This window comes from Haloarcula ordinaria, from assembly GCF_029338275.1.
Taxonomy (GTDB): domain Archaea; phylum Halobacteriota; class Halobacteria; order Halobacteriales; family Haloarculaceae; genus Haloarcula; species Haloarcula ordinaria.
This window is the reverse complement of record NZ_CP119789.1, coordinates 1876652-1897189: the sequence shown is the minus strand read 5'-3', so window position 1 is coordinate 1897189 and position 20538 is coordinate 1876652. Positions and strand designations below refer to the sequence as shown.

Below are 20538 nucleotides of genomic sequence, written 5' to 3'. Positions count from 1 at the left end.
TGGCACTCAACATACTCCTCGCGTCCTTTTGAACCAATATACGATTAGTTTGTTTGTTGCGCTCTCTCGACTGATTCGGTAGGATTTCTCTCTTTTTTCCAGCGGCGAGCACCTTCGATTTCTTCAAGTTTATCATCCTTTTTAGACTTCTCTTCTTTCACGTTATCTTCTAGATCTCCAAGTTGTTCTTCATCTACGAGGCCCCGTTTGAGAACACCCAAGATCTGTTTCCGAGTATACTGATCATTGCGCAGTGAGAGCATCTCTTCGATAGAAAGGAATAGCAACTGCCGGAGCAGGTTCACATCACGCACGTACACTGGCGACTCAATCCCCGAATGAACGATCTCGTTTCTTTTCTCGGCCAAGTCTTCGGTTATCGACTCGAGAATTTCGAGGTCAAACTCATCACGGACTAATGGAAGTGTCCGATCTAATGCTTCCTGAGACCTCGCACCTCGAGCATGGAGAGTGATCTCCTCGATACCTCGCCAATAGTATAGAAATGCGTTCTCATTGGTTGTCGCTGTTAGCCCGGACTGGAGCGCTCTGAACGCGTCCGCGATATCAGAATCCACTTCTTGGCTGGCTGCCTCGACAGGGAACTGTCGTAGAGAATCAAAATCAGCCTCAAAACCGCGAGGTAAACGGAGGCCACTGTATGCTCTATGCCGCGGCCCAGCATGATAGTCTTGATATTCACCATCTTCCGTCACGAGATAGACTCCGGGACGGACAATCGCCTCAGGCAACAACCGATCCAGAGATCGAAGCTCCTCTAAAGCTGTCTGGTCCAAACTGGAGTCTATCGCAGTGAAATTGAGCTTCCCGAGAATAATATCTAAATCCTGACTTAGCAAAGAAATAGCAATGTTGCTGTTCCGTGCGTTAGTTTCGAACTCATAGAAAACGTTGTGGCGACTAGAAACTATCTTCTCCGAAGCGTCTTGAAGAAACTCGTGGTAAGATTGTTCGTTATCGTCTGTCTCCGAGGAGTTCTTCGCTTCGTCATGTAGCTCATTCCACTGATCCTCGTCGAGCTTTCGGATCGTGGATGAATTAGCACTGATTGTCCGTGGAACACTCTCGTTCCGTCTTTCCCGAATATTAAGAGGGAACACAATTCGGAATTTCTCAGTCGCAGTAGAGTCGAGTGTTGTACGTAGTTCCCTCTGAAATGCACTAGTAACGTTATCCTCCAGACTTGCCTCGTTCAAAGACTGGTGAATGAGGAGTTCCAGGTGTTCTTCTTCAAGTTGTTCATCAGCTTGCTCCCATTCCCGAACCTGAGAACAGAGCCTACGCAGGAGAAGAGCATATTCATCGGTACCGTCGCTGACGACTGGTTCGTCATCTTCTGGTAGGTGTTGAACTGCCCGCTCAACACACTCGTTAACGGTGAGCCCGTCACCGCTCATAGCTCTCTCGCCTCCAAGTCCTCAAATTGATCAAGGACTTCGTCCATGTACCTGTCATCCATGACGCGAGGGGATCGCACAATTGGGAACGAATCTATGACGGACCAGACAACATCAACATCTTCGAAGCCATAAGCTCGGAAGGCAGCAGCGTCGATTGTGGCCTGTGCAAGTCTTCGCTCGCCCTCATCGTGGAGGGGAGGAATACTGAGCTCGTCCCTCAGCGAGGCAAAAGAGTCACCATAACAATTGAGCTGAGCAGCGGATTCCCAAATAAGGTCAAACCAGTCGGTATCGCTGGTTAGCCGGGGCACTTGGGATTCTTTCATGAGATAGTCAGAGAGATGCGTTTCCACTTTTGTCCGCATCAGGTAATCGAATGGAATACTGTTCAGAAGTCCCAGAAGACAGAAGAGTTCCTCCGGATTGTATGTCAGTCTAAACAGATCATCTGGGTTTGTGGTACCCACCTGCGGGTCTTGACGACGCCAGTCATACGGATGGATCGTATGCAACGTATTTAGACACACAACTCCCGGAGGAATCACCGACGCTATAACGGTTCGCTCGTTCTTTGAGCTGGCAACATCGCGATAGGCAATGCGATATTCATCAAACGGCATCGGGACGTCGTTTCGATCAAGTGTCGTACCATCCCCAAAGGCCACCTGTTGAGGCTCTACGACAACGTCAGCAAATCGCCTTTCTAGTTCGTGAAATTCGCGTTCTCGTATTCGTGTCTTAGCACTTGGTCGATCCCCGTTTTCACTAACACCCCAGTACGAGGGTCCATCTAGATCGAAGAATGAGCGGTCATGGACGAACTGGTAGATATTTCGACCACCATAGATTGGATAAGATCCTTGCTCCTCTTCTTCAAACAGATACTCCGCTTCTCGCGCTTGGTTCAGCCCTCTAAACGTTTCAATATCCCAGCCCTGGTCGTCCGCTAAGGATCTATGCTGGACAATTTTCCGCAGGCTCTGGAGATCATCTGCTGTCTCTACTGCTGGGAAAGAGAATCGATTTGGAGAATATTCTCTGATCGTCTCAGGAGAGATATCTAAGAGCGATTCAGACGGTGAATTGAGAATATCTAAACTTGTCTGACGGAATATCGTCTTGATCTCACTCGTCTCGCCCGTATTATGGAATTGGAGAAGCCCAAATCGGTACTGCCGGTGGAGATCCGAGAAAATGCCGTGATTCTCGAATCCTATAGCGTATTCAATTGCTGCATTTCTGAGAAGGTGGTCACGCAGAGTAGTGAACTCTTTAGCAGAAAAAATGGTCTCTGGGACCAACATCGAAATAACCCCTTCTTCGTCCGTAATTGCTTGTGCTCTTTCTATGAATAGCGAACTCAAATTCGCGGATCGATCTCCCTGGAGCTGATAGGCCTCACTCTCATTGAAATACTCCTGTTGATATTCGATCGCTGCCCTTTCTTCAGCATCGGCAGAGCGTCCGCTAATTGTTTCCTTGAGATCTAACCAAGGGGGGTTGCTGACCACTACATCGAACCCGCCTCCTGCAATGATGTCGGGGAAGGCAAGGTACCAGTGGAACGGATGGAGTGTATCTCGCATTTGGCCGTCTGATAGCTCCTGAGAGAATACTTCGGAGAGCTGATCATGGAAGTTCTGGTCAACTCTCTCCTCTAACTCAGTCAAGATCGATTCTATTCGTGTAATATCGCTCGAACTGCTTGATACTCCTTCTCGATAATTGGCCAGTGCCTGACGGAGATCAGCATAATTCTGGTGGTCGGTAGTTAGCTGAGTCTGGAAACCTTCTGTGATGGGTTCTCCGGGTTCTATAAAGCCAATTAGACTGTTCCCTCTCCAGAAATTGAATCCTGACTGTAGTTGTAGCGACCGTGATTGAAGCTGTTCCGGATCAGTGACGGCTGTTAGAAGCGAGAGGTTGAGTCGAAACTGTGTTAGCTCCTTAGCTACTGGGTTTAGGTCGACGCCGAATAGATTGCGGCGGGTTGCTATCTCTTTAGCCAACAGAACTCGATCAATATCCGACTGATAGTCCGGGAGTTCGTCAGTTCTGAAGGAATCTTCCGATTCGAGTCTGTCAAAACATTCTATATAAATGTCTGAGAGCAAATCAAGCCCCTGTTCAATGAAGGAACCGCTTCCAACTGCAGGATCAACAATATAAAAATCTGACAAAGTCTCAAAATACAAATCTTCAATCTGTTCTGCCGTGCCCTCTTCGAATACCTGCTCTATCGAGTCATACTCGTCATTGATTGTGGGATTGAACTTTGTAAGGAGGCTTTCTTCAACCGACTCTTGCACTACAAACTGAGCAAGACGCTCCGGCGTATGGTATGTGCCACTCCCTTGTTTGTTGATATACCGCTCCAAAGCATGGCCAATGACTCGAGGCGTTACCCACGTAGTGCGTCTGAGATTATATTCTCTAGCGATGTGCCAGTCCCATTCATCAAGGAATGTTAGGACATCTTCAAATAGCTCGTTGACTTTCGTGGTAGAAGCAGCCGGACGGATTTGCGGATGCTCTTCTTCAATCGGCCCCTCTTCGAAAAGGAAATTGTCGAGGAAAGGTTCTACTGACGGGTTTGTATCAGAAGGCAGCTCACCACGGAATAGTGGTGAGTAGAACTCATCATAGACATCTCGTCCCGAGTACGAGATTTGCCCATGTTTGTCCTCTAGATACTTCTCGTCGAGAACCTCATTTTGCTGGAGCAGATACAGATATATAACTCGGTTAAGCGAGCGTTGTGCATAATGACGTCGAGATTCTAAATCAAGAGTTTCTGGGGCAGAGATCTGATTAGTGAGCTCTTCTAAGATTTCTTGATATTCTTTTGTGAACTCCTCAATAACACCCAAATCAGAGTAGATCCGCTTGAGAGAGTCGCCATCGTATCCTTCGATTCGATTCAAGCGCTCGATAAGCGTTCGCGAGTGAGTTCCCTCTTCGGCCACTTCCTGCATATCGAAACCGAAGTGGTCAAAATTCAACTGTCCGTATGCTGGAGCAGCATCGCTTCTCGAGAAGATATCGAATCTTCTGTACCCAGAACTCGCTACCAGTATATTCGGATGTTCTTCAGTATGCTCTTCCAAGATTTCTGGGATTTCTGTCCCCCCCTCATCCCCACTAGTCGACACTAGAAGAAATTTAGTTACATCATCAAAACGGAGCGAAATTCCGTTCTGTGGAGAATCCTCTTCTATCTCAAGCCCTCTCTTAGTGAATGATTGCGAGATAGCCTCTAGAGAGTTCCACTCTAAGATATCCGAACGAGTGATTTGAGTTGGAACCATTGTTTTCACTTCGATGGCCTACCGTCTTGAACTTTCGGCGATTCCGTGGAGTGGGTCTTAAGCCTAAGAGATCGGTTGCTAGCTGCGCCGTCTAAAAGACATGCTGTAGCGGTCCCGCCTGCTCAACTGTATCGTGAGTATCCCTGACCTCCTCAAATGAGAGATATCGTAGACTGCAGTGCTCAGCAGGTTCAAGAACGTGCTGGAAGGTTGGTCGATTAATCTCTTCTCGGACCTTATCCTCATCGTCATCTGGTGCGACGATATGCATTTCAACTGCTATATTCGGAACTTTCACCATGAAGTCAGTCATCCGTAGAATTCCGCTAAAAATACTCGTCGTGCTCTCTACTTCGAACATCTTGACAATGAAATCGTCTTCCAGCCAGATCACATCTACATACTCAATGATTCTCGTCGCTGCGGAGCTAAAGCCGGGTAAATTGAGATTTTCTAAACAGTCCTCCCCGAGCCGGTTTCCATCGTAAGTTCGGTTTTTGTCGTTTTTCGCTACATAGACATCGTAACCATGAGCAAGTCCCAGCTGAATAAGCCGCCATTGTATCTCAGTGTGTTCTCTTGGTTCGTCTTCTCCATTGTCTGGTTCATCAATCTCTCCTCCGTTCTGGAAGTCCTGAAAAGCCTCTTCAATCGAGTTATATTGACGGAGAAGACTGCTTACAGCGTCTGGTGATACCCGAAGGAACCGATAGGGCACCCATTCTTCCTCGTACCCAAGCAACAAGGCCAATTTCTCTCGCTGGACTGTGATCTCTTGATAATCAGTTACGGTGTAGATGAACCGACTATCAGAATTGTTCCAAAGGGCCTCACCTACCTTTGGATTTTCAAACGCAGTTCCGACCCGACCAGCAGCAAAGAACTCACCAGTATTGTAGAATAATAGCGGGTCCCCGGTTTCCATCTCCTCGAAGAACGTTCGTTTTTGTCGGCCCTCAGTAGTCCCCCAGATACGAGCTTCCTCCTGCTTCTGGATATCTGCAGGGGCTGCGTCAGGCACCGGTGTTGAGGATCCAACTGTCTCCCGGAAATTATCTATCCAATCATCCCCAACCGGTACAATATAGAGACGAGTCACTATTTCAGAAGTACTTCTCTCGAAGGTCTTGTAGTTTCTGTGAGTCGAGGGATATTGTGGGCCATACGCGCTAAAACCGCTCGTGAATCTAATTCCGAGTAATCAAGCAAGGGAGTCAGGGCATTTGGTTGACAATGGACATGATCGGCATTTTGCTGCCTTCTTTGTTGGAACCGCCTCGCGATCTCCACGCCAGTACTCAAGTGCCCAATCCAGATCCTCTAAATGATCCGTTGGGTCATAATCAAATAGATAAATGTACGCTTCAGGTTCCTTCGATAACTCAGTCTTCCCAGTACTATACCCGGAGTAGCTCTGTATAATTACGTCCTGCAGCTGCTTGCCGACTTCGGGGTCAAGACTCTGTTCATGGCTTAGAATAGCGATTTGGAGATTATCTGTGTCGAATTCAAGACTGTCAAGCATGTATCCGTAGAGCCAGACTTGAATACGCTGATTTTTGAATAGATTACCTGGGATAGATGTCGTCTTCCGGTCAAAAATTAGCTGGGGCTCCCCGTCATCAAAGACAATCGAATCAGGCTTCCCGACGATAGTGAAATCAGCTGCTTCACCGACGAACATAGTCTCAAGCAGAATCTGGCGTTCACCTCGTTCAATTGCATCCCAGACCTCATCCATCTCAACCTCAACAGCATCTTCAGCAGCCTTTTCATGGGTTTCAGTCCCGCGCTGTTTTTCTAGTGTCTCGACTTCCCCGTGTTCCCGTTCCAAATCAACTTTTTTCTCGCAATAGAACTGCCCGCCGATACTGCTGGGTGCTACTGTCTCTGCGTTGGAAAGGCCCGAGAGCAAGGACTCAAAGTTTTCACGGGCATTCATAGCTTGTGAGTTGTATTCAGAGGCTCAAGAAAGTACCCGCTAAGTTGTAGCATCAAGAGTTGACGGAGAGCCGTGTTCGCCTGGGATTACCCCTACCCTCCTCGTGTTATCCGTTGATTGCTAAGCGCCCCTTCATTCTCCGCCCGCAAAATCGCCACTCAAATAGCCTGTGCCGGCGATTTTGAGTGTAAAACGTCAGTCATTATCCCGCCCCCCGTCGATGTGGGGTTTCACTTCAAATCTGCAGACACGAAGATTCTCTGTGGTCGCTATTACGAACTCTCAGCATCGCTTTCGACCTCATCTTCTACAATCACATCTACTTTCACAGCCACCGAGTCCTTGTGAAAATGAGGAACGACCTTGTCTTGGAAGACTATCAAATATCCTTCCTCCTTGTATTTGTTAATCACATTCTCCTCGGGATAATCATACGCAGACTCAAAGCAGTCCTCGGTCTCTTCGAGCGGAATCGAATACTTGTAGACCGATATCTGGCCCATGTACGGCACCCAACTATATTAGCCGAGCTTCTCCGCTACGGCGGTACTCATACTCGGGACAGACGACGCCTGAGTACTTGACCCTGAATCCTCACCGAATTCTCTCTCCAGTACCTCAGCCACATCCACCACGAACGTTCCTCCAGGTGCTTCTCGAACCTCAATTGTATCCTCGCTCGATAGAGCAATCGTCTCCGCTTCCGAGTGCTCCTCAGCAAGGAAATTCGCTACACGGAGCTCATCCTCGCTTGGTGATTCTACTTCGACCTCGACGTTGTCGGAAGTCTCTGACCCAGAACGGACCCGCTCTGGTTCCTCAATGGAATTGTCTTCACCGACGCGACTGTTTTGAGGACTACCGCCAAGAGAACTCCCTGTTGCTCCGAATACGATTCCTGGCCTACGCCCAGCAAGTTCAAGTCGTCTGTCCAGAGGCGATATCTCTCCCATCAGCACTTCTTGGAACGTCTGCATCCTGAAATCGAGAGAATCTTGGAGGGAATTAGCGAAGGCTGCATTGGAGTCTCCCAGCATCTTACAGCACCTCCACTATCTGCTTGCCTTTCTCGGTAGCCCGATACAGCTTGTAGTTGCGCTTATGTGTCGTGAGTTCCTCTACAAGGTCGCGCTTTTCGAGCCACTTCACCTGGCGTCTAGCCCACTTCGTCGATACGCCGAGTTCGTCAGCTATCTCTCCGTTCATGCGAGGGTTCTCGGTGAGTATCTTGAGCACCTGCGTTCGTCTATCGGATGCCTTGACGTTACTAACCAAGTTCCAGTCTAATTGCTCGAAATTCACACTCATACCGCTTCTACCTCGGACTCTGTCATGCACCATCATATAGGTAGGGTGGCCAACCGTGCGGCACATTCCAATTACGGCGATGAATACGATATGGCTGGATAGACTGGAGTGTAGACCAGGGTGGACGTTGGGTAGTATCACTGCGGCCACACGGACGATAGTGGTTACGTGGGACCGATAGGGGGTCTATCATAACGTTGTATAGTCCTGATCCCGCCGAACTCCCCGTTCCCCCCGTCCCCCTGGTTGAACTATTCACGCTGAATTGACCACTATTGCTTTTATTGTGAGCAAGAGTTCGTTGACCGGCTCATCCCACGCAGTCAATCGAGGGGCAATAACGAGACACCAGAACGCGAACGTCCCGAAAGAAGTTGCTTTAGACCGGATAGATGTAAGCCCAGATTTGCTGCACAGGCACTACGATCAAGCGACAGAGACCGAGTTGAGAGAGAAGAGAAAGGAGTTTTTGGGCGTTGTCTAACCTTTCCTAGTAGTTAGATTCTTACATCCCCCAAATGAATCGTTGACATAGCACTGAGGGGATAATTTGGTAAAGAGTCTTCCACGTTTGATAGCAGATCATCTTGCGGCCTTCACCGGAAGTAGTGGTCTTATTCTGATGGTGGCCGCTCTCGGCGCTAAAGCTATTTCATTCAACAATTCACTCAAGTTAGCGGACTATAGCTTCTATATCGGGACTGGGTTACTCTCTATTGGAATCGTAGGCTGGTTTGTTTACGACATTTTGAGACGGTTTGAGTTTGTGGATCCAGCACCTGAGGACTTAGAAGAATTGAGTGGTGAAATAAACACTATTGACTCCACTCTCAACGATCTCAACGATAGGATAGATCATATAGAACACCAGATTCAGAAAAGGGATCTCAACTCGACACAAGTACAGATAACCAGTGATTCGGGAGATATTACGGTCAGGAGTGATTTAGATGCCATTCAGTGAGCAAAATGTAGATAGTTTTGTGCGCGAAACCCAGGAAGCCTACCGAAATAATTCAAAACTCAGAGAAATTTCTGATTGGGATCAATTTAATCCACAAGAGCACAGCGGGTTAGATTTCATTCAGATAGGTCGAATTACTGGCATTCCTGAAGATGTGTTTTCAGATGATCGAGTGGGATTAGGATACAAAACGCTAGCCCAAGACCTAACCAAACCGATTTGGAGAGGCGAAGTGATGGCGATTAGTGACGAAATAATCGATGTGACAGAGGAATATGACCGTGTTTCAGTGGTCGAGAACTTCACACATGACTCTCTCATCTCTGCGGCTCACAAGGCTAACGCAGATCGAATTCTCCTCCCGATTTCTCAATCCTATTGGGACATAGTTCATCAATGGCATGATGACCATGAGGGTGAATACCGAGACGGGGATTTGCATATTCGGGCTGGTGAGTCAGAATTAAAAGTCCACTGGCTACCGACGGATCGTGGATACGAATCTGTCTATTTGATGAATAGCGAGTGTCTGTCTGTTATTCAGAAGAAGTACGAGGACACGGACATCCCTACTCAAATCCAAGATCGCGCATATCCTGAGCTGAATAACCTCAGCCGTGGGCAACATTTGATGAACTATTTTGCTGAGGGGGAGACCGATGAGATTGATCTCCTCCAGCGTGTCGTGTTTTGGAAAGATCTCGAGCCAGAAGGGGCATTTCGAATTGAGCCCGCTCGGACATTGACCGAGTTCATTAGCTGAATATGGTCTCAAATCCCCTGCGGCTAACAGATTCTGTTAAATGCTTTCCGAGCGTGCTCTTCGAGTTCTGCAACGTATGCGTCGTATCCGGCTGATTTCCCTTCGTGTTTCGTTGGCATCTCTACGAGATGTAGTGGATGACCTCCTGCGATCGTATTCTCCGACGCAACGATCCCATCCTGTTCAGGATATAGTAGGAGTCCCGGCCCATCGAACGCAAGTTGGTACGAGGCAAGTTGATAGAAATCGCTGTTGTTCGGCGATCCAAGCTTCCATTTCGCGTCACCGATACACCTCACCTGCCCCGTGTCGTCGCGTATGAGGATGTCTGGACGGATCGTGACTGTATGCTTGTCACTGTCAATGAGATTGGTGCTGGAGTGCTGAGCATCCACAGTCCACCCAGGTCGCCTCCTAACCGCGCTCCTCATCGCCCGCTCGACGACCCGTTCGAATATGCGGTTCATGTCCACGAGCAATGAAAAACTCTCCCGGCTACCGCCGCGGAACTCGCGAACGAAGTGGCTCTGAAGCACGAGCTTCGTTAGCCGGATGATGTCTCCATAGTGGTCGTTCAGCCGCGTCAGCTCAATTCTATCCAGGGCAGAGGGTTCGACTGCTGTGAGGGTTACCTGACGACGAAGAAGGTGTTGATGGCGCTGTAGTGATTGCCGAAGGTCTGTGTCCCGGACGAGACGAAGAAGTACGGTTGTCGCGTACAGAATGGCCCGGTTGACAACGGTATCCGTCGTCAGTTCATCATAGTCACACTCGAACGCGAGGACCGGGCGTTGCTGTTGTTGTAGTTGCCGCTGGACATCCAACCGACCCCGGAGCTGTTTCTTGGCCTGGTTTACTCGCTGGTACTCGCTGTGGAGTCCTCGATCGAGGATTGTGGTGAGCTCTGCATTGAACAGATAGCCAATCGCGTCAATGAATGTGTTCCCCGCCTGGAGGGAGACCTCCTGGTCAATGGTCGTCGTCGTCACACCCTGGGCATAGCGGAGGAGGTGTAGGAGGTGAGTTCCTGCGGCCTTCGGTCTGATCTCGATGGTTGGCCCGTCTCGAAGTGCTACCACACCCACGTATTGAGTGGCGCTGAGCGAGACCGCTCCTTCAGCGTTGAATGTCGCTTTGATCCTCTCGACGCCATCCCGATTTACATCTGTTCGGAGGCTGGCAAGGGCTGTGTCGCTTAGCTCCCGGTACGGTGTAGACTCATACTCGGTGAGCTGTATATCCGGCTCAAACAGCCCGAAGTCGTCAGTGAGTCCGTCGAGTGTTTCGGGTGCCGGTTCAGCCATGGATCACTCAATCGGTTCCGCTTTCTGTATCAGTAGACACCATCGCGGTATCAAGATTCACGATAGAGGTTAGTCCATCAGTCAGCCGCGAAGGCGTTATCTCTCGGACTTCCTCGCGCTCGAAATCATATAACTCATCGCCGCTACCGCGGAACAGCTCCTCACGAATCCGCTCAAATTGGCCGAAGTAGTACTCTTCCAGCAACGGCAGGATCTCAAACTGCCAGACTGTACAGAGGTCCGACTCCGTCTCGACACCCCAGAGGAAGGAGTGACCGATCTGTTTCCCCTTGCCTAAGTCCGGAGCATCGAGAATCCGGGTATTCAGCTTTCGGATAGCAAGAATCGAGAGGGCTAGCAGGCGTTGGTACGGATCATCGTCCGTCACGGCTGACTGCTCAACTGCATCTATGCTACCAAACCCGTGGGAGTGAGCCAGCGCCTCGTAGTTCGGCGGGAAGCTGATGAATCGAAACCGTCGCCGCAATGCCGCGTCAACGAGCGCGATCGAACGGTCCGCTGTGTTCATCGTCCCGATGACGTACAGGTTTGGAGGGACAGTGAAAGAGCGTCGGGAGTGAGCGAGTGAGATACGAGCCTCGTTGTCGGCACCCAGTCGTTTATCCCGTTCTAACCCAGTGATCGTCTCTCCAAAGATCTGAGCGAGATTACCACGGTTGATCTCGTCGATGATGAGTACGTAGGGTGCTGGATCGTCTGGCGATTCTTGATATGCCTCGCGTGCCCGTTCTGCGATTCGTTTGAAGACACCAGCCTCGATCTCATACGCAACATCACCGTCGTCGGTTTTCTGTGCTGTGAGCCCCTCGATGAAGTCCTCGTAACTGAAGGACGGATGAAACGTGACTGTCTCTAGCTGCTCCTGATGTGGAGTGTCACAAGCTTCTGTGAGCCACCACCGTGCGAACCGCTGAGCTGTGTAGGTCTTGCCCGTGCCTGGTGGTCCGTAAAACACGAGTTGTCCAAAGTCGGTAATGAGGTCACGAATCTGCTCACCCCGTTCCGGCGCTGGTGCGGGTTCGAGTGGTTCCCCTTCAGGCGGATCTGAAATGAGGGGCTGTCGTACCGTGTAGGCTTCGTTCCGGAGGACGTTGTACTTCACCTGGTTGAAATTGACGGTTGTGTCTGCCGCACTCTGTAATTCCCGAAATGAGACAATGAACAGCGTTTCAGCGGGGGTCAGCTGAGGGAGTTCCCCAACCCCAAGAGCCGCGGCCTGTTTCTGGAACTGCTCTTGCGTGTCCTCGTACAGCTGAAGAATCTGCTTGCCACGAACGTCGTCAGCCGGTGAGACTTCACTGTTCGGCTCGAAGCCAGAGAGCATCGTTGTCCACTCCTCGATCAGCGCGGTCGTGATCGCGTCATTCAGTAGGTTGGTTTCATCTCCCTCCTCGCTATCGAGGCGGTCTCGTACATCATCGGTTGCCTCACTGATCGTCTCGTACTCCCCGGCGGGCGTGGTACCGTCCAGGTCGTATCCGAGTTCAGAAAGCCGGTCACGAAGCGATTCACTCTGCCGAGCCAAAATCTCGACCAGTTCCTGCGGAGCCTCCGTAACGTATGCTTGCGGGGTAAACGTCAACGACTCAGTATAGAAGACCGAATTATCCTCAGCAATACGTCTGAGCGAAGGCTCCAACTGTTCGACCTCGAGTAGTTCCTCTCTGACCGAGAACGGAGGAGTCAGGTCGCGATAGTCTTTGAGTTCTCGTAGGTAACCGCCCGTCTCCCGTTGCTCGGCAGACCATTCAGCATCCTCTGGAATCTCGAAGTCGGTCTGGAGATCAGACTCGATGACAGACGTTCCAACAATGGCATCATCTTCTCGCGAGAGGTGTAACACAACGTCCCCAATCGCGGGTTCGCGGAGCCGCTCGTAGATCCGTTGCCCATCTTTGTTTTCTTGTGGGGCCCAGAGTGCTTCCCCAAAGGCGAATCCAGATCCAGAGTCACCGTAGTTCCACTCTGTTGGCTTCGCCTTCTCGACCCAGACCTGAGGGGACGACACAGCATCACGATTCAGCCAGAACAGACACAGACGTTCAATATCCCAGAGATGGATTTGTTCCCCGGTGTGCGATTCAAGAACGTCGCGGATCTCCTCGTTCAGCTCCCAGAACTCGACGTAGTCGTTCGGGTGATCACCGCTCGGCGTCCAGATCTCGAGGTTCGCCAGTGCATCGCGCATCGAGGTGTAGTAGATAGGGTACGTGTCAGGGTCGTGGAGTTGCCAGAAGTAGGAGACGAAATACGGAACATGGCCCACGGCTGGAGCAGACTGACCCTCATCCAGCGCCGATCGCAACTGATTGACATACTCAACAAGATCCTGTAGACAAGAGCGAGCAGTGTCATGATCTTCTGGGGGTGTAAGGACCTCTCGAAGTATCGTGGATAGCTCAGTCTCCTCATCCACCTCAGAGGCAGACTCCAGCATGTTGAAGAACATCATGCCTGAGAATCCGCTGAAGCCCCAGAGCTTGTTGCTGGCACACTCCTCGTTCATCCGGCGCTTGAACGTTGTCAGGTCTGTTTGCTCTTCGAGAAAGTCATTGAGGAGCTCTTGCCGAACCGCGAGCTGTTCGTGCCGTTCGTCACGCACCTCTGTTCGACTCCGGCGTTCACCACTGTCTGAGACATAAGTGAAACCGGCATCAGCGAACGCCTCCCACGCCTCGATAATCCGCTCTTGATCAGTATGTTCCATTGAGAGCGATCAGTCCGTTGGGATGACCAATTAACAGCAGGAACATAAATCGGCCCCATCATCCAATAGCCACGTATTGGAACCTGTAATTTTCTTCATATTTGGTGGTTTTACGAATTAGTTGAGTACTCTACCCAGGAAGAATCAGATCACACAAATGAAATTAATCGGGAGCGTATTCACACTGGGCAGGACGAGCTCTTCCGAGTCAATTGGTACGACTACTGACTCAGTTCTGTATCAGTTGATACCGATCACATTGGTTGGTCCCCGATACTTATATCGGTATTTAAATAAAATTCCGAAAACCGCCACACGTCGGACGGAAACACCGGTTTCGGCGCACTCTATGTGATGATTGCTTGCTAGCATTGAGGGTCTGCTGAATCTAGAGGACAGTATCCGATCCATAGAAAAGGTACGTCACCTACCCAAAATCCGCCACCGTGTGGCGATATTCGACTATACTTTATATCCCCATTTATATGCTTATGAGGTTCTTTCAGATATCGAACCACCCGGAATCTATCTCAACTTCATCCTCTTCGCGGTTTCCGTCCGCTTTCACCCGTTCTTGGATCTCTGTATAGTACTCGTACAGCTCATCCCACTCGAACGAGAGGCCACCTCGTTGAGTCATCCGATAGAGCGTTTCCAGCGTTCGCGTCAGTATACCCTGCATCTCGTCATCGTCCTCGGTGAACGTCTGATAGAACTTGTCCACTCGCTGGTCTTCAGGCACGCTATTCTTGTAGGGAAGCATCTCCCACCTGCGAAGGTACTCGGATTCGAGATCGTCGAGTTCCTCCATGTCAAAGAGATCGTTAGTGGCGAAGATCATCGTTGCAGTGTTATAGAACTCGAATGGCTCCCGATGCTTTGGGTTCGCGTGGATGAGATCTCCACCAGTGAGTGCTTTGAATTCCTGTTGCTTCATCTCCCGAGGACTCGGCGCTTCGGCCACGATATTTGCCTGCTTGCCGTAGAGATTGGCTTTCGCGTGGTTGCCCTGTTTCAGCTGCCGAACGGACTGAGCACCGACGTTCTCCATCCCGATGAGTTTCTCAAGCACTCGAAGGGTGGTGCTCTTCCCCGTCGCTGTCTCTCCCCATAGAAGAAAGGCCGATTGTGTGGGATAGCCCCGATGCAGCGCGTGAGCGAACATGCACCAGACGGTATGAATCTGCTCGGGAGAGACGTGCTCAGTGAGAAAGCGGTCGAACTTTGGACAGCTAGCTTCCTCATGATACGCAACGTCGACTCTGTAGAGATACTCGTCCTCGGGACTGTGGGCTTTCGTTTTCCCAGTCTGCACGTTGTACTGGCAGTTCTTCAGACACAGCCAATCTGTTGAGCGGCCAAACTCGCTTCGTGGCTTCCGGGTCTTGTTTCGGATGACCTCTGTGACTTCTCGCCGGATGTGTCGAGAGTAGCGGTCGCCCAGTTCTTCGGTTAGAAACTCTGCAACACGCTCCTCTCCGATATCGGTGTAGATACCCTCTTCGTAGACGTACATCTCGTCGGTATCCTGCAGCGTCACGATATCGAGTTCAGTCAGCACATGATCGGCAAGTGAGTCCGACTGGAGTACCCCATTCTTGAACCACTGATCGGTGGAAAAATCCTCAAGTCCCATCAGGAGGCACCTCTATAGAACCTCCAATAGTCGGGATTTCAGGTCTTCCGCATCGGCAAGCGTACCGTCTGGAGCTTCCCAGCCCTTGAGCAAGATGGCTGCATGGCCATCGTTGCCGATTTGCAAATGCCCTCCGAGAACCCGCTCATAGACGGTCTCAATTAAGACCTCATCGTCGTCGGGGATGTATTCCTTATCTAATCGGAGGAAGTGGAGCTCATCTTCGTTTTCTGTTTCGTCCTCGTCTATCCACAGAGCGTAGTTCCCGCTGTTCGATATCTCTGCCTTTGAGTTAGCAATTGTCTGCCCCCCGATACGTTCATGCGTTTGGAATTCGTACAGTGACATGGCTCAGGACCTCTGATTACGGGGTCTGGGTCTGCTGTAGTTCATACTGTTCTTGAAGCGTCAGAGGGCAAGCTCTGGACTTGCCCTCGTCTTCGTTTTTCATCCGACATCCAGCTCCTCAAGCCGACGTCGAGTAGCGTCTCGAATCAGGTCGCTTTTCGAGGCGTAGCCTGCGTCCTGGTAAGCATCCGAGACTTGCTCTGCAAGCGCGTCTGGAAGTTCAAAGTGCATGGGATGGCCTCATTGTAATCCGGGTTATCGAGGTACATAAAATTGGTTGGGTATATGATATATTGTACTGCTAGTCTCGCTAGTACACTAGCCCCCCTCGAAGCCACGTGGCGGTTCACCCTGCGATTTTGGTTCGCAGAGAGATGGCACCGGGTGAGCATCCTCATACACTTTTAGGGTGACTTGGGATGGTAGTCCCGATAAGCGGCCTTCTATATCCTCTGCCCATTCCTTCCCTTCCTCGTACTCCTCAAACGGTCTAGTCATCTGGATGATATTCTCGCGGATAGAGAATGTATAGACGCTGTCCAAAACGGAGCTGAGGAACTCCTGAAGGATCCCTACCGCCTGGGTATACTCTTCCATTGATGCCTGAATGAGGGAGGCACTCTCCGCCACGTTTTCGACGACCTCACTGTTCTCGAAGAAGCTCGCCATGTGGGGTGATTCTACCTCTATTTCCACCCACACAGTCTCGGCTTGTTCAGCTACCCGTATCTTCTCGTAGCAGTCCAGGTTACGTTGTTCTAATTCCCCGGCTGGCATGTCAAGTTCTATGTCGGGCATCTTTTGAGACCCGATTAGGCGAAAGAGTGGCGTAGCATTCCTGTTTCTGCTAAGTACTGCTAGGGCTAGTTAGAACTCAACGAGTTCCGACGGAGCGAACATGAGATGGACTAAGTAGAGAAGGACAACTTCCACCAGTATCGTGTTCCGAAGGAGAGGCAGTGTGCCTCAAGCGCGGTACTCATTAATCCATACTGAGGCTCGCCGGGATCGACTTACCTGAGATTCTTGAAGAGCCGTTCCCAGCTGTTCTGATGCTTGCCGAAGGGGTGCCGATATCCAGTTGTGGTGATGCGGAACTCCTTCTTTCCCGAGGTAGGAATTTCGCTAAGGATGTCTTCGGTCAAGACGAGAAAATTGTCCTGGGCCTGCTGATAGCCGTTGGAACTGCGATGGTCAATGACTATCCCGAAGACGTCCACGAGTTCAGAGTCGTCCTGGATGGTGAATGGAATTTCCACTGGGTTGTCTCTCCAGGTCGCCTCTTCAACAGAATTGAGGCTAATGTACGACTTGTCTCGTTTTTCTTCTCTTGAATGATGGGTCTTTCCGACAACACACCTGCCGTTGCACTCTAACAGAAAGTAGTGAGAGTTTGAAGATATGTGACGGTATCTCAATGAGTATCCATGGGAATCTACACGGTTCTCAAATTCTGCCATCCAGTCCGACTTTGGTTTTCTGAAGTCTTCCAGCCCCATCTTTAGACTATGTTACCTGCGGGAGTAATTGGCTGTGCCGCTCGATTCAATCGGTAAGCAACCGCACGCGGGTTCATGAATCCGGTTTTCCCGGTTGTCTTCACGGGCGGAATATTCCCTACAAACGCGATAGACGGCACGAATACCTGATTTAGAGTTCTACAAGAGTAACGTCTTGACCGCTTTCGTGTAGCGCCGAAACAGCGGTACACAACCCCCACGGTTGACGGTAAAATACGGAATTCTCTCAATCTCTCTCTTCAATATCTCTCGGTATCCACCAAACCAGTCGCTTGCCAGCATCTTTCTTGCGAAGCTCTCCCTCCTCTTCAAGCCCTTTCAACCGCCGTCTGGCTGTTTGAAGATGATACTCAAAGTGTTCGGCGACCTCTTTTGTTGTCACGACTTCCTCTTGTTTGACGTAGTTGAGAATATCTTCATCCGAGGCCTTCTCAACGAAGTATTCTCCATCTGACTCGTCTTCAGCCATGCCGACTTAAGGCAATCTTCTTGGGCCAGTCTCTTATGCGAAAATTATGGCTTTAGCAGTGCTTGCTACAACCAATACGGCTGTAGACACAACCTATATGCAGTTGCCACCGAACATATATTTCCTAATGGCATCGGGAGTAAATGATAAGCAGACGGTTACTTTCGTAATTGCTTGTCTCATCGTAGCGGTCGCTGGAGGTCTCGCTGGAATTGGAACAGTCGAAGCTCAAGAGAATCTGGACGTAAGTTTGGATGTTCCACAGGGAGCGACGACAGGTGAACAAGTCAACCTTTCAACGACTGTCTCGATACCCGACCTACCCGGTGATTACGAGAAAGAACTGACGGTGACATTCTACAGCAACGGCGAGCAAATTGGTTCTGAGACCGTTACTGTGGCTGATGGCGAGACAACGGAGGTTGAAACCACACACACGTTCGAGGAAGCAGGTGACAAAGACATTGAGGCTGAAGCTACTGTAGCGCTCGGTGGGCAGGAGTACACCGGGAGCGATACGGCTACCCTCAGTGTCTCGGAACCGCAGGAGCAGATCTCGTTTGACGGAAATCTCTCGTTGACTGTTGACGCTCCCGACTCGCCGCAGGTTGGTGAGGAAACAACGACGACAGTAGAAAGCGAGATCCCGAGTTTCACCGGAGCGCAAGAGGGAGAACTCACCCTGCGTCTGCTTGTTGATGGTGAGGAAGCTGCGTCAGAGACCATTACTGTGACCGGCGGAGAGACGACTGAAACAGACCTGACCACGGTCTTTGATAGATCCGGGGAGACCACTGTCACAGTAGAGGGCACACTTACCGTGGGGGAGCAGAGTCTCACGGAAAGCACCTCAAGGACAGTCAACGTTCCCGAAGCGCCACCTGAGACTACTACTATTGAGGGTGCTGCTTTTGCTGTCCCTGAATCTCTTGAGGACGAGCTGGAAGCATATCGAGATGACGTGTCTCAAGATCTGCAAGCACAATCCTTTGTTCTCGCTACTCAGGACGAACTCTACGTAGTTTTCACGAGAGATGAACCAACAAAGGGAGTTGCGTCTGTTGAGGGAGCTGTCTTGGAAAGGAATCTATCTACTGAAAACCTCACCTATGGAGTCATCGCCTCAACCAGAACCTCTTTTAATACGACCGGGACGGAAGCCAGCGTCCAAGAGGTCGCATACAACTCCGAACAGTACCGTCTTGATTTAGTCCGAATCAATGCTCACTACCGTCGCGTCGCCACCTTGACAGACCCGGACTCCGGAGAGAACTACACTCTCTCCACAACTTCGGGAGTCTTGATAGACAATCCTCGCAGTGCATCGACACTCTTCCAGAACGTGGGAAGTAAGACTAGGGAACTCAGTCGGAACACTTCTACTGAGCAAATAGATACGACACTAAGCAACCCGAGCAGACCTCACCTGCATACTTTCTCCTTTGAAACTGAGTTCTGGACTGACGCTGAGGCGACGGTAGATGCAATTGTCCTCGACCCTCAGAGTGCTGCCCAACAGTTTATCGACGAGTATGATCAGACAGGTATCGCTCACTCGGAGGACGGAGAACCGATATTGTACGTCGTGGAAGAGGACTTTCAGCCGCAACAGGTGGACAATGTAGAGAGCATCAAGTCGCAGTCGCAGTCACTTGACGGAGAGGTTGTGGAAACCGAGGTGAGACTGTATCAAGAACAGATCAGCGTCCAAGAGACGCTTGAGCATAACACCGGCTGTGATGATGACCTGCTGGAGATACAAACTCCGCAAGGACCGGTCTGCGTGAATGTTGTGCAGGACAATCTACTGCACGGGGGAGTAGCTTGGAATAGCATCCCTCAGTCGAGAGATGATGCTCTGTTAGTGATGGGTGTCTCGTCTCTCCACCAAGACTCTCCTGAAGAGTTTGAAGAGGGCAGGTATCGGATAGAGGGTGAAGTCGTCTCGACTTCGAGAATTAATGAGTCACTGCCAGAAGGCTCAGTGCTGGTCATCTATGACATTGAGAGGCTTGGCGATATTGACTACGAAGCGGTGGCTGAGGAAGCCAGAGGGATTATCGAAACGAGAACAGGTGAGTTGACTACTCAACTACGCCAGCAAGTCGGTGAGGAAGGAATCGAGATAGCGACTGGAAGGACTACGGAGACGATTCAATCAGCTACTCCGGGAGAACCGGCTACCGTGTCCTTCTCACAGTCCAATCGTGGGTCAGTCTCTATCCAGCAAGCCAGAATATACGTCTCAACGCAAGTAGAGAACGCCCAGGTCAACGTGGCTGAAGTTTCGTCCTTGCCAAGCGGAGTTAGTCAACCACCCGGACAGTCAATCCGTATCCTAAATATCTCGTCTTCAATAGCGGACGGTGACTTCAATAATGCGTCCTTCCAACTCCGAATTTCTGCGGCTGCTATCCCAGATGAAGCAGAAGTGACCGTCTCCAGGTATCATGATGGTGAATGGAATACCCTCAATACGAATGTTGTAGAGGAGACAGACAATAGGATTGTACTCAACGTGGAAACACCTGGGTTCTCCTACTTCGCCGTGGGGACACAGAGCACGAGTGACCAGACCGACTCTGATGATAACCAGACAGATGATACCCGGACGGACTCGGGCGATGAGGAAACAGGCGGAACACCCACTGAAAATGGGACTCAAACAGGTGAACAGACGACAGATAGTCAATCGGGTTCCGAAGGTAATGCTGCCACCGAAACCAGTGGCGCTAAAGGACCTGGGTTCACGCTTCTATCGGTTCTCACCGCCCTCATGCTGTTTGTCGGATGGAGAATAAGGCGATAGGAATCTGTCCTATCTGTC

17 protein-coding genes are annotated in these 20538 nt (G+C 50.4%); 3 read left to right on the top strand and 14 right to left on the bottom strand.

Translation table 11 applies throughout. The annotated features are described in order from the left end of the window. Window positions 1-44 precede the first annotated feature (44 nt). The 7 genes from P1L41_RS10065 to P1L41_RS10035 all read right to left on the bottom strand — a co-directional run bounded on the left by P1L41_RS10065 (window position 45) and on the right by P1L41_RS10035 (window position 7979). Window positions 45-1418 (bottom strand): hypothetical protein, encoded by a 1374-nt coding sequence (locus P1L41_RS10065; RefSeq protein ID WP_276295598.1) that lies wholly within the window; start codon window positions 1416-1418, stop codon window positions 45-47. Continuing rightward, window positions 1415-4729 (bottom strand): Eco57I restriction-modification methylase domain-containing protein, encoded by a 3315-nt coding sequence (locus tag P1L41_RS10060; protein WP_276295597.1) that lies wholly within the window; start codon window positions 4727-4729, stop codon window positions 1415-1417. Before P1L41_RS10060 ends, P1L41_RS10065 begins: the two co-directional genes overlap by 4 nt. Window positions 4730-4820: 91 nt before the next feature. Further along, window positions 4821-5750 carry a hypothetical protein gene (locus tag P1L41_RS10055; RefSeq protein WP_276295596.1) on the bottom strand — a complete coding sequence of 310 codons (930 nt, stop codon included), beginning with the start codon at window positions 5748-5750 and terminating at the stop codon, window positions 4821-4823. A gap of 180 nt (window positions 5751-5930) precedes the next feature. After that, a complete protein-coding gene (locus P1L41_RS10050) occupies window positions 5931-6671 on the bottom strand; it encodes a PD-(D/E)XK nuclease family protein (protein ID WP_276295595.1) in 741 nt (246 codons plus the stop codon). Window positions 6672-6943: 272 nt separating this feature from the next. After that, window positions 6944-7174 carry a hypothetical protein gene (locus tag P1L41_RS10045; protein WP_276295594.1) on the bottom strand — a complete coding sequence of 77 codons (231 nt, stop codon included), beginning with the start codon at window positions 7172-7174 and terminating at the stop codon, window positions 6944-6946. Between the two features lie 18 nt (window positions 7175-7192). Next, window positions 7193-7708, bottom strand: coding sequence for a hypothetical protein (locus P1L41_RS10040; RefSeq protein ID WP_276295593.1), 516 nt, complete (start codon window positions 7706-7708; stop codon window positions 7193-7195). A gap of 1 nt (window position 7709) precedes the next feature. Beyond that, on the bottom strand, window positions 7710-7979 hold the full coding sequence (locus P1L41_RS10035) for an ArsR family transcriptional regulator (RefSeq protein WP_379788770.1): 270 nt from the start codon (window positions 7977-7979) through the stop codon (window positions 7710-7712). A gap of 622 nt (window positions 7980-8601) precedes the next feature. Between P1L41_RS10035 and P1L41_RS10030 the strand changes: the two genes are divergently transcribed. Next, a complete protein-coding gene (locus tag P1L41_RS10030; RefSeq protein ID WP_276295591.1) occupies window positions 8602-8943 on the top strand; it encodes a hypothetical protein in 342 nt (113 codons plus the stop codon). Next, window positions 8930-9706, top strand: a complete 777-nt coding sequence (locus P1L41_RS10025) for a hypothetical protein (RefSeq protein WP_276295590.1) — start codon at window positions 8930-8932, stop codon at window positions 9704-9706. Before P1L41_RS10030 ends, P1L41_RS10025 begins: the two co-directional genes overlap by 14 nt. Window positions 9707-9729: 23 nt before the next feature. Here the strand turns inward: P1L41_RS10025 and P1L41_RS10020 are convergent, their stop codons facing one another. The 7 genes from P1L41_RS10020 to P1L41_RS09990 all read right to left on the bottom strand — a co-directional run bounded on the left by P1L41_RS10020 (window position 9730) and on the right by P1L41_RS09990 (window position 17711). Beyond that, window positions 9730-11010: an McrC family protein gene (locus P1L41_RS10020; RefSeq protein WP_276295589.1), complete on the bottom strand. Its 1281-nt coding sequence runs from the start codon at window positions 11008-11010 to the stop codon at window positions 9730-9732. 7 nt (window positions 11011-11017) lie between these two features. Further along, window positions 11018-13738, bottom strand: coding sequence for an McrB family protein (locus tag P1L41_RS10015; RefSeq protein WP_276295588.1), 2721 nt, complete (start codon window positions 13736-13738; stop codon window positions 11018-11020). Between the two features lie 502 nt (window positions 13739-14240). Then, window positions 14241-15374, bottom strand: a complete 1134-nt coding sequence (locus P1L41_RS10010) for a DNA primase family protein (RefSeq protein ID WP_276295587.1) — start codon at window positions 15372-15374, stop codon at window positions 14241-14243. A 12-nt stretch (window positions 15375-15386) separates the two neighbouring features. Continuing rightward, window positions 15387-15722 (bottom strand): hypothetical protein, encoded by a 336-nt coding sequence (locus P1L41_RS10005; RefSeq protein ID WP_276295586.1) that lies wholly within the window; start codon window positions 15720-15722, stop codon window positions 15387-15389. Between the two features lie 318 nt (window positions 15723-16040). After that, a complete protein-coding gene (locus P1L41_RS10000) occupies window positions 16041-16520 on the bottom strand; it encodes a hypothetical protein (RefSeq protein ID WP_276295585.1) in 480 nt (159 codons plus the stop codon). Window positions 16521-16735: 215 nt separating this feature from the next. Continuing rightward, entirely contained in the window at window positions 16736-17221 is a 486-nt protein-coding gene (locus P1L41_RS09995) for a hypothetical protein (protein ID WP_276295584.1), read from the bottom strand. Window positions 17222-17468: 247 nt separating this feature from the next. Further along, complete coding sequence (locus tag P1L41_RS09990; protein WP_276295583.1) at window positions 17469-17711, bottom strand: DeoR family transcriptional regulator; 243 nt, start codon at window positions 17709-17711, stop codon at window positions 17469-17471. A gap of 127 nt (window positions 17712-17838) precedes the next feature. Here P1L41_RS09990 and P1L41_RS09985 point away from each other — a divergent pair, with 127 nt between their 5' ends. Continuing rightward, the gene (locus P1L41_RS09985; RefSeq protein ID WP_276295582.1) at window positions 17839-20520 is read left to right on the top strand and encodes a PGF-pre-PGF domain-containing protein; all 2682 of its coding nucleotides are present in this window, start codon (window positions 17839-17841) and stop codon (window positions 20518-20520) included. Window positions 20521-20538: the final 18 nt, after the last annotated feature.

Excerpts from the sequence above, each read along its gene's own strand:
- P1L41_RS10015 (WP_276295588.1), bottom strand. The coding sequence starts at position 13,738 with ATGGAACATACTGATCAAGAGCGGATTATCGAGGCGTGGGAGGCGTTC.
- P1L41_RS09985 (WP_276295582.1), top strand. The coding sequence starts at position 17,839 with ATGGCATCGGGAGTAAATGATAAGCAGACGGTTACTTTCGTAATTGCT.
- P1L41_RS10005 (WP_276295586.1), bottom strand. The coding sequence starts at position 15,722 with ATGTCACTGTACGAATTCCAAACGCATGAACGTATCGGGGGGCAGACA.
- P1L41_RS10065 (WP_276295598.1), bottom strand. The coding sequence starts at position 1,418 with ATGAGCGGTGACGGGCTCACCGTTAACGAGTGTGTTGAGCGGGCAGTT.
- P1L41_RS10010 (WP_276295587.1), bottom strand. The coding sequence starts at position 15,374 with ATGGGACTTGAGGATTTTTCCACCGATCAGTGGTTCAAGAATGGGGTA.
- P1L41_RS10025 (WP_276295590.1), top strand. The coding sequence starts at position 8,930 with ATGCCATTCAGTGAGCAAAATGTAGATAGTTTTGTGCGCGAAACCCAG.
- P1L41_RS10050 (WP_276295595.1), bottom strand. The coding sequence starts at position 6,671 with ATGAATGCCCGTGAAAACTTTGAGTCCTTGCTCTCGGGCCTTTCCAAC.
- P1L41_RS10000 (WP_276295585.1), bottom strand. The coding sequence starts at position 16,520 with ATGCCCGACATAGAACTTGACATGCCAGCCGGGGAATTAGAACAACGT.
- P1L41_RS09995 (WP_276295584.1), bottom strand. The coding sequence starts at position 17,221 with ATGGGGCTGGAAGACTTCAGAAAACCAAAGTCGGACTGGATGGCAGAA.
- P1L41_RS10020 (WP_276295589.1), bottom strand. The coding sequence starts at position 11,010 with ATGGCTGAACCGGCACCCGAAACACTCGACGGACTCACTGACGACTTC.
- P1L41_RS09990 (WP_276295583.1), bottom strand. The coding sequence starts at position 17,711 with ATGGCTGAAGACGAGTCAGATGGAGAATACTTCGTTGAGAAGGCCTCG.
- P1L41_RS10045 (WP_276295594.1), bottom strand. The coding sequence starts at position 7,174 with ATGGGCCAGATATCGGTCTACAAGTATTCGATTCCGCTCGAAGAGACC.
- P1L41_RS10060 (WP_276295597.1), bottom strand. The coding sequence starts at position 4,729 with ATGGTTCCAACTCAAATCACTCGTTCGGATATCTTAGAGTGGAACTCT.
- P1L41_RS10035 (WP_379788770.1), bottom strand. The coding sequence starts at position 7,979 with ATGAGTGTGAATTTCGAGCAATTAGACTGGAACTTGGTTAGTAACGTC.
- P1L41_RS10040 (WP_276295593.1), bottom strand. The coding sequence starts at position 7,708 with ATGCTGGGAGACTCCAATGCAGCCTTCGCTAATTCCCTCCAAGATTCT.
- P1L41_RS10030 (WP_276295591.1), top strand. The coding sequence starts at position 8,602 with ATGGTGGCCGCTCTCGGCGCTAAAGCTATTTCATTCAACAATTCACTC.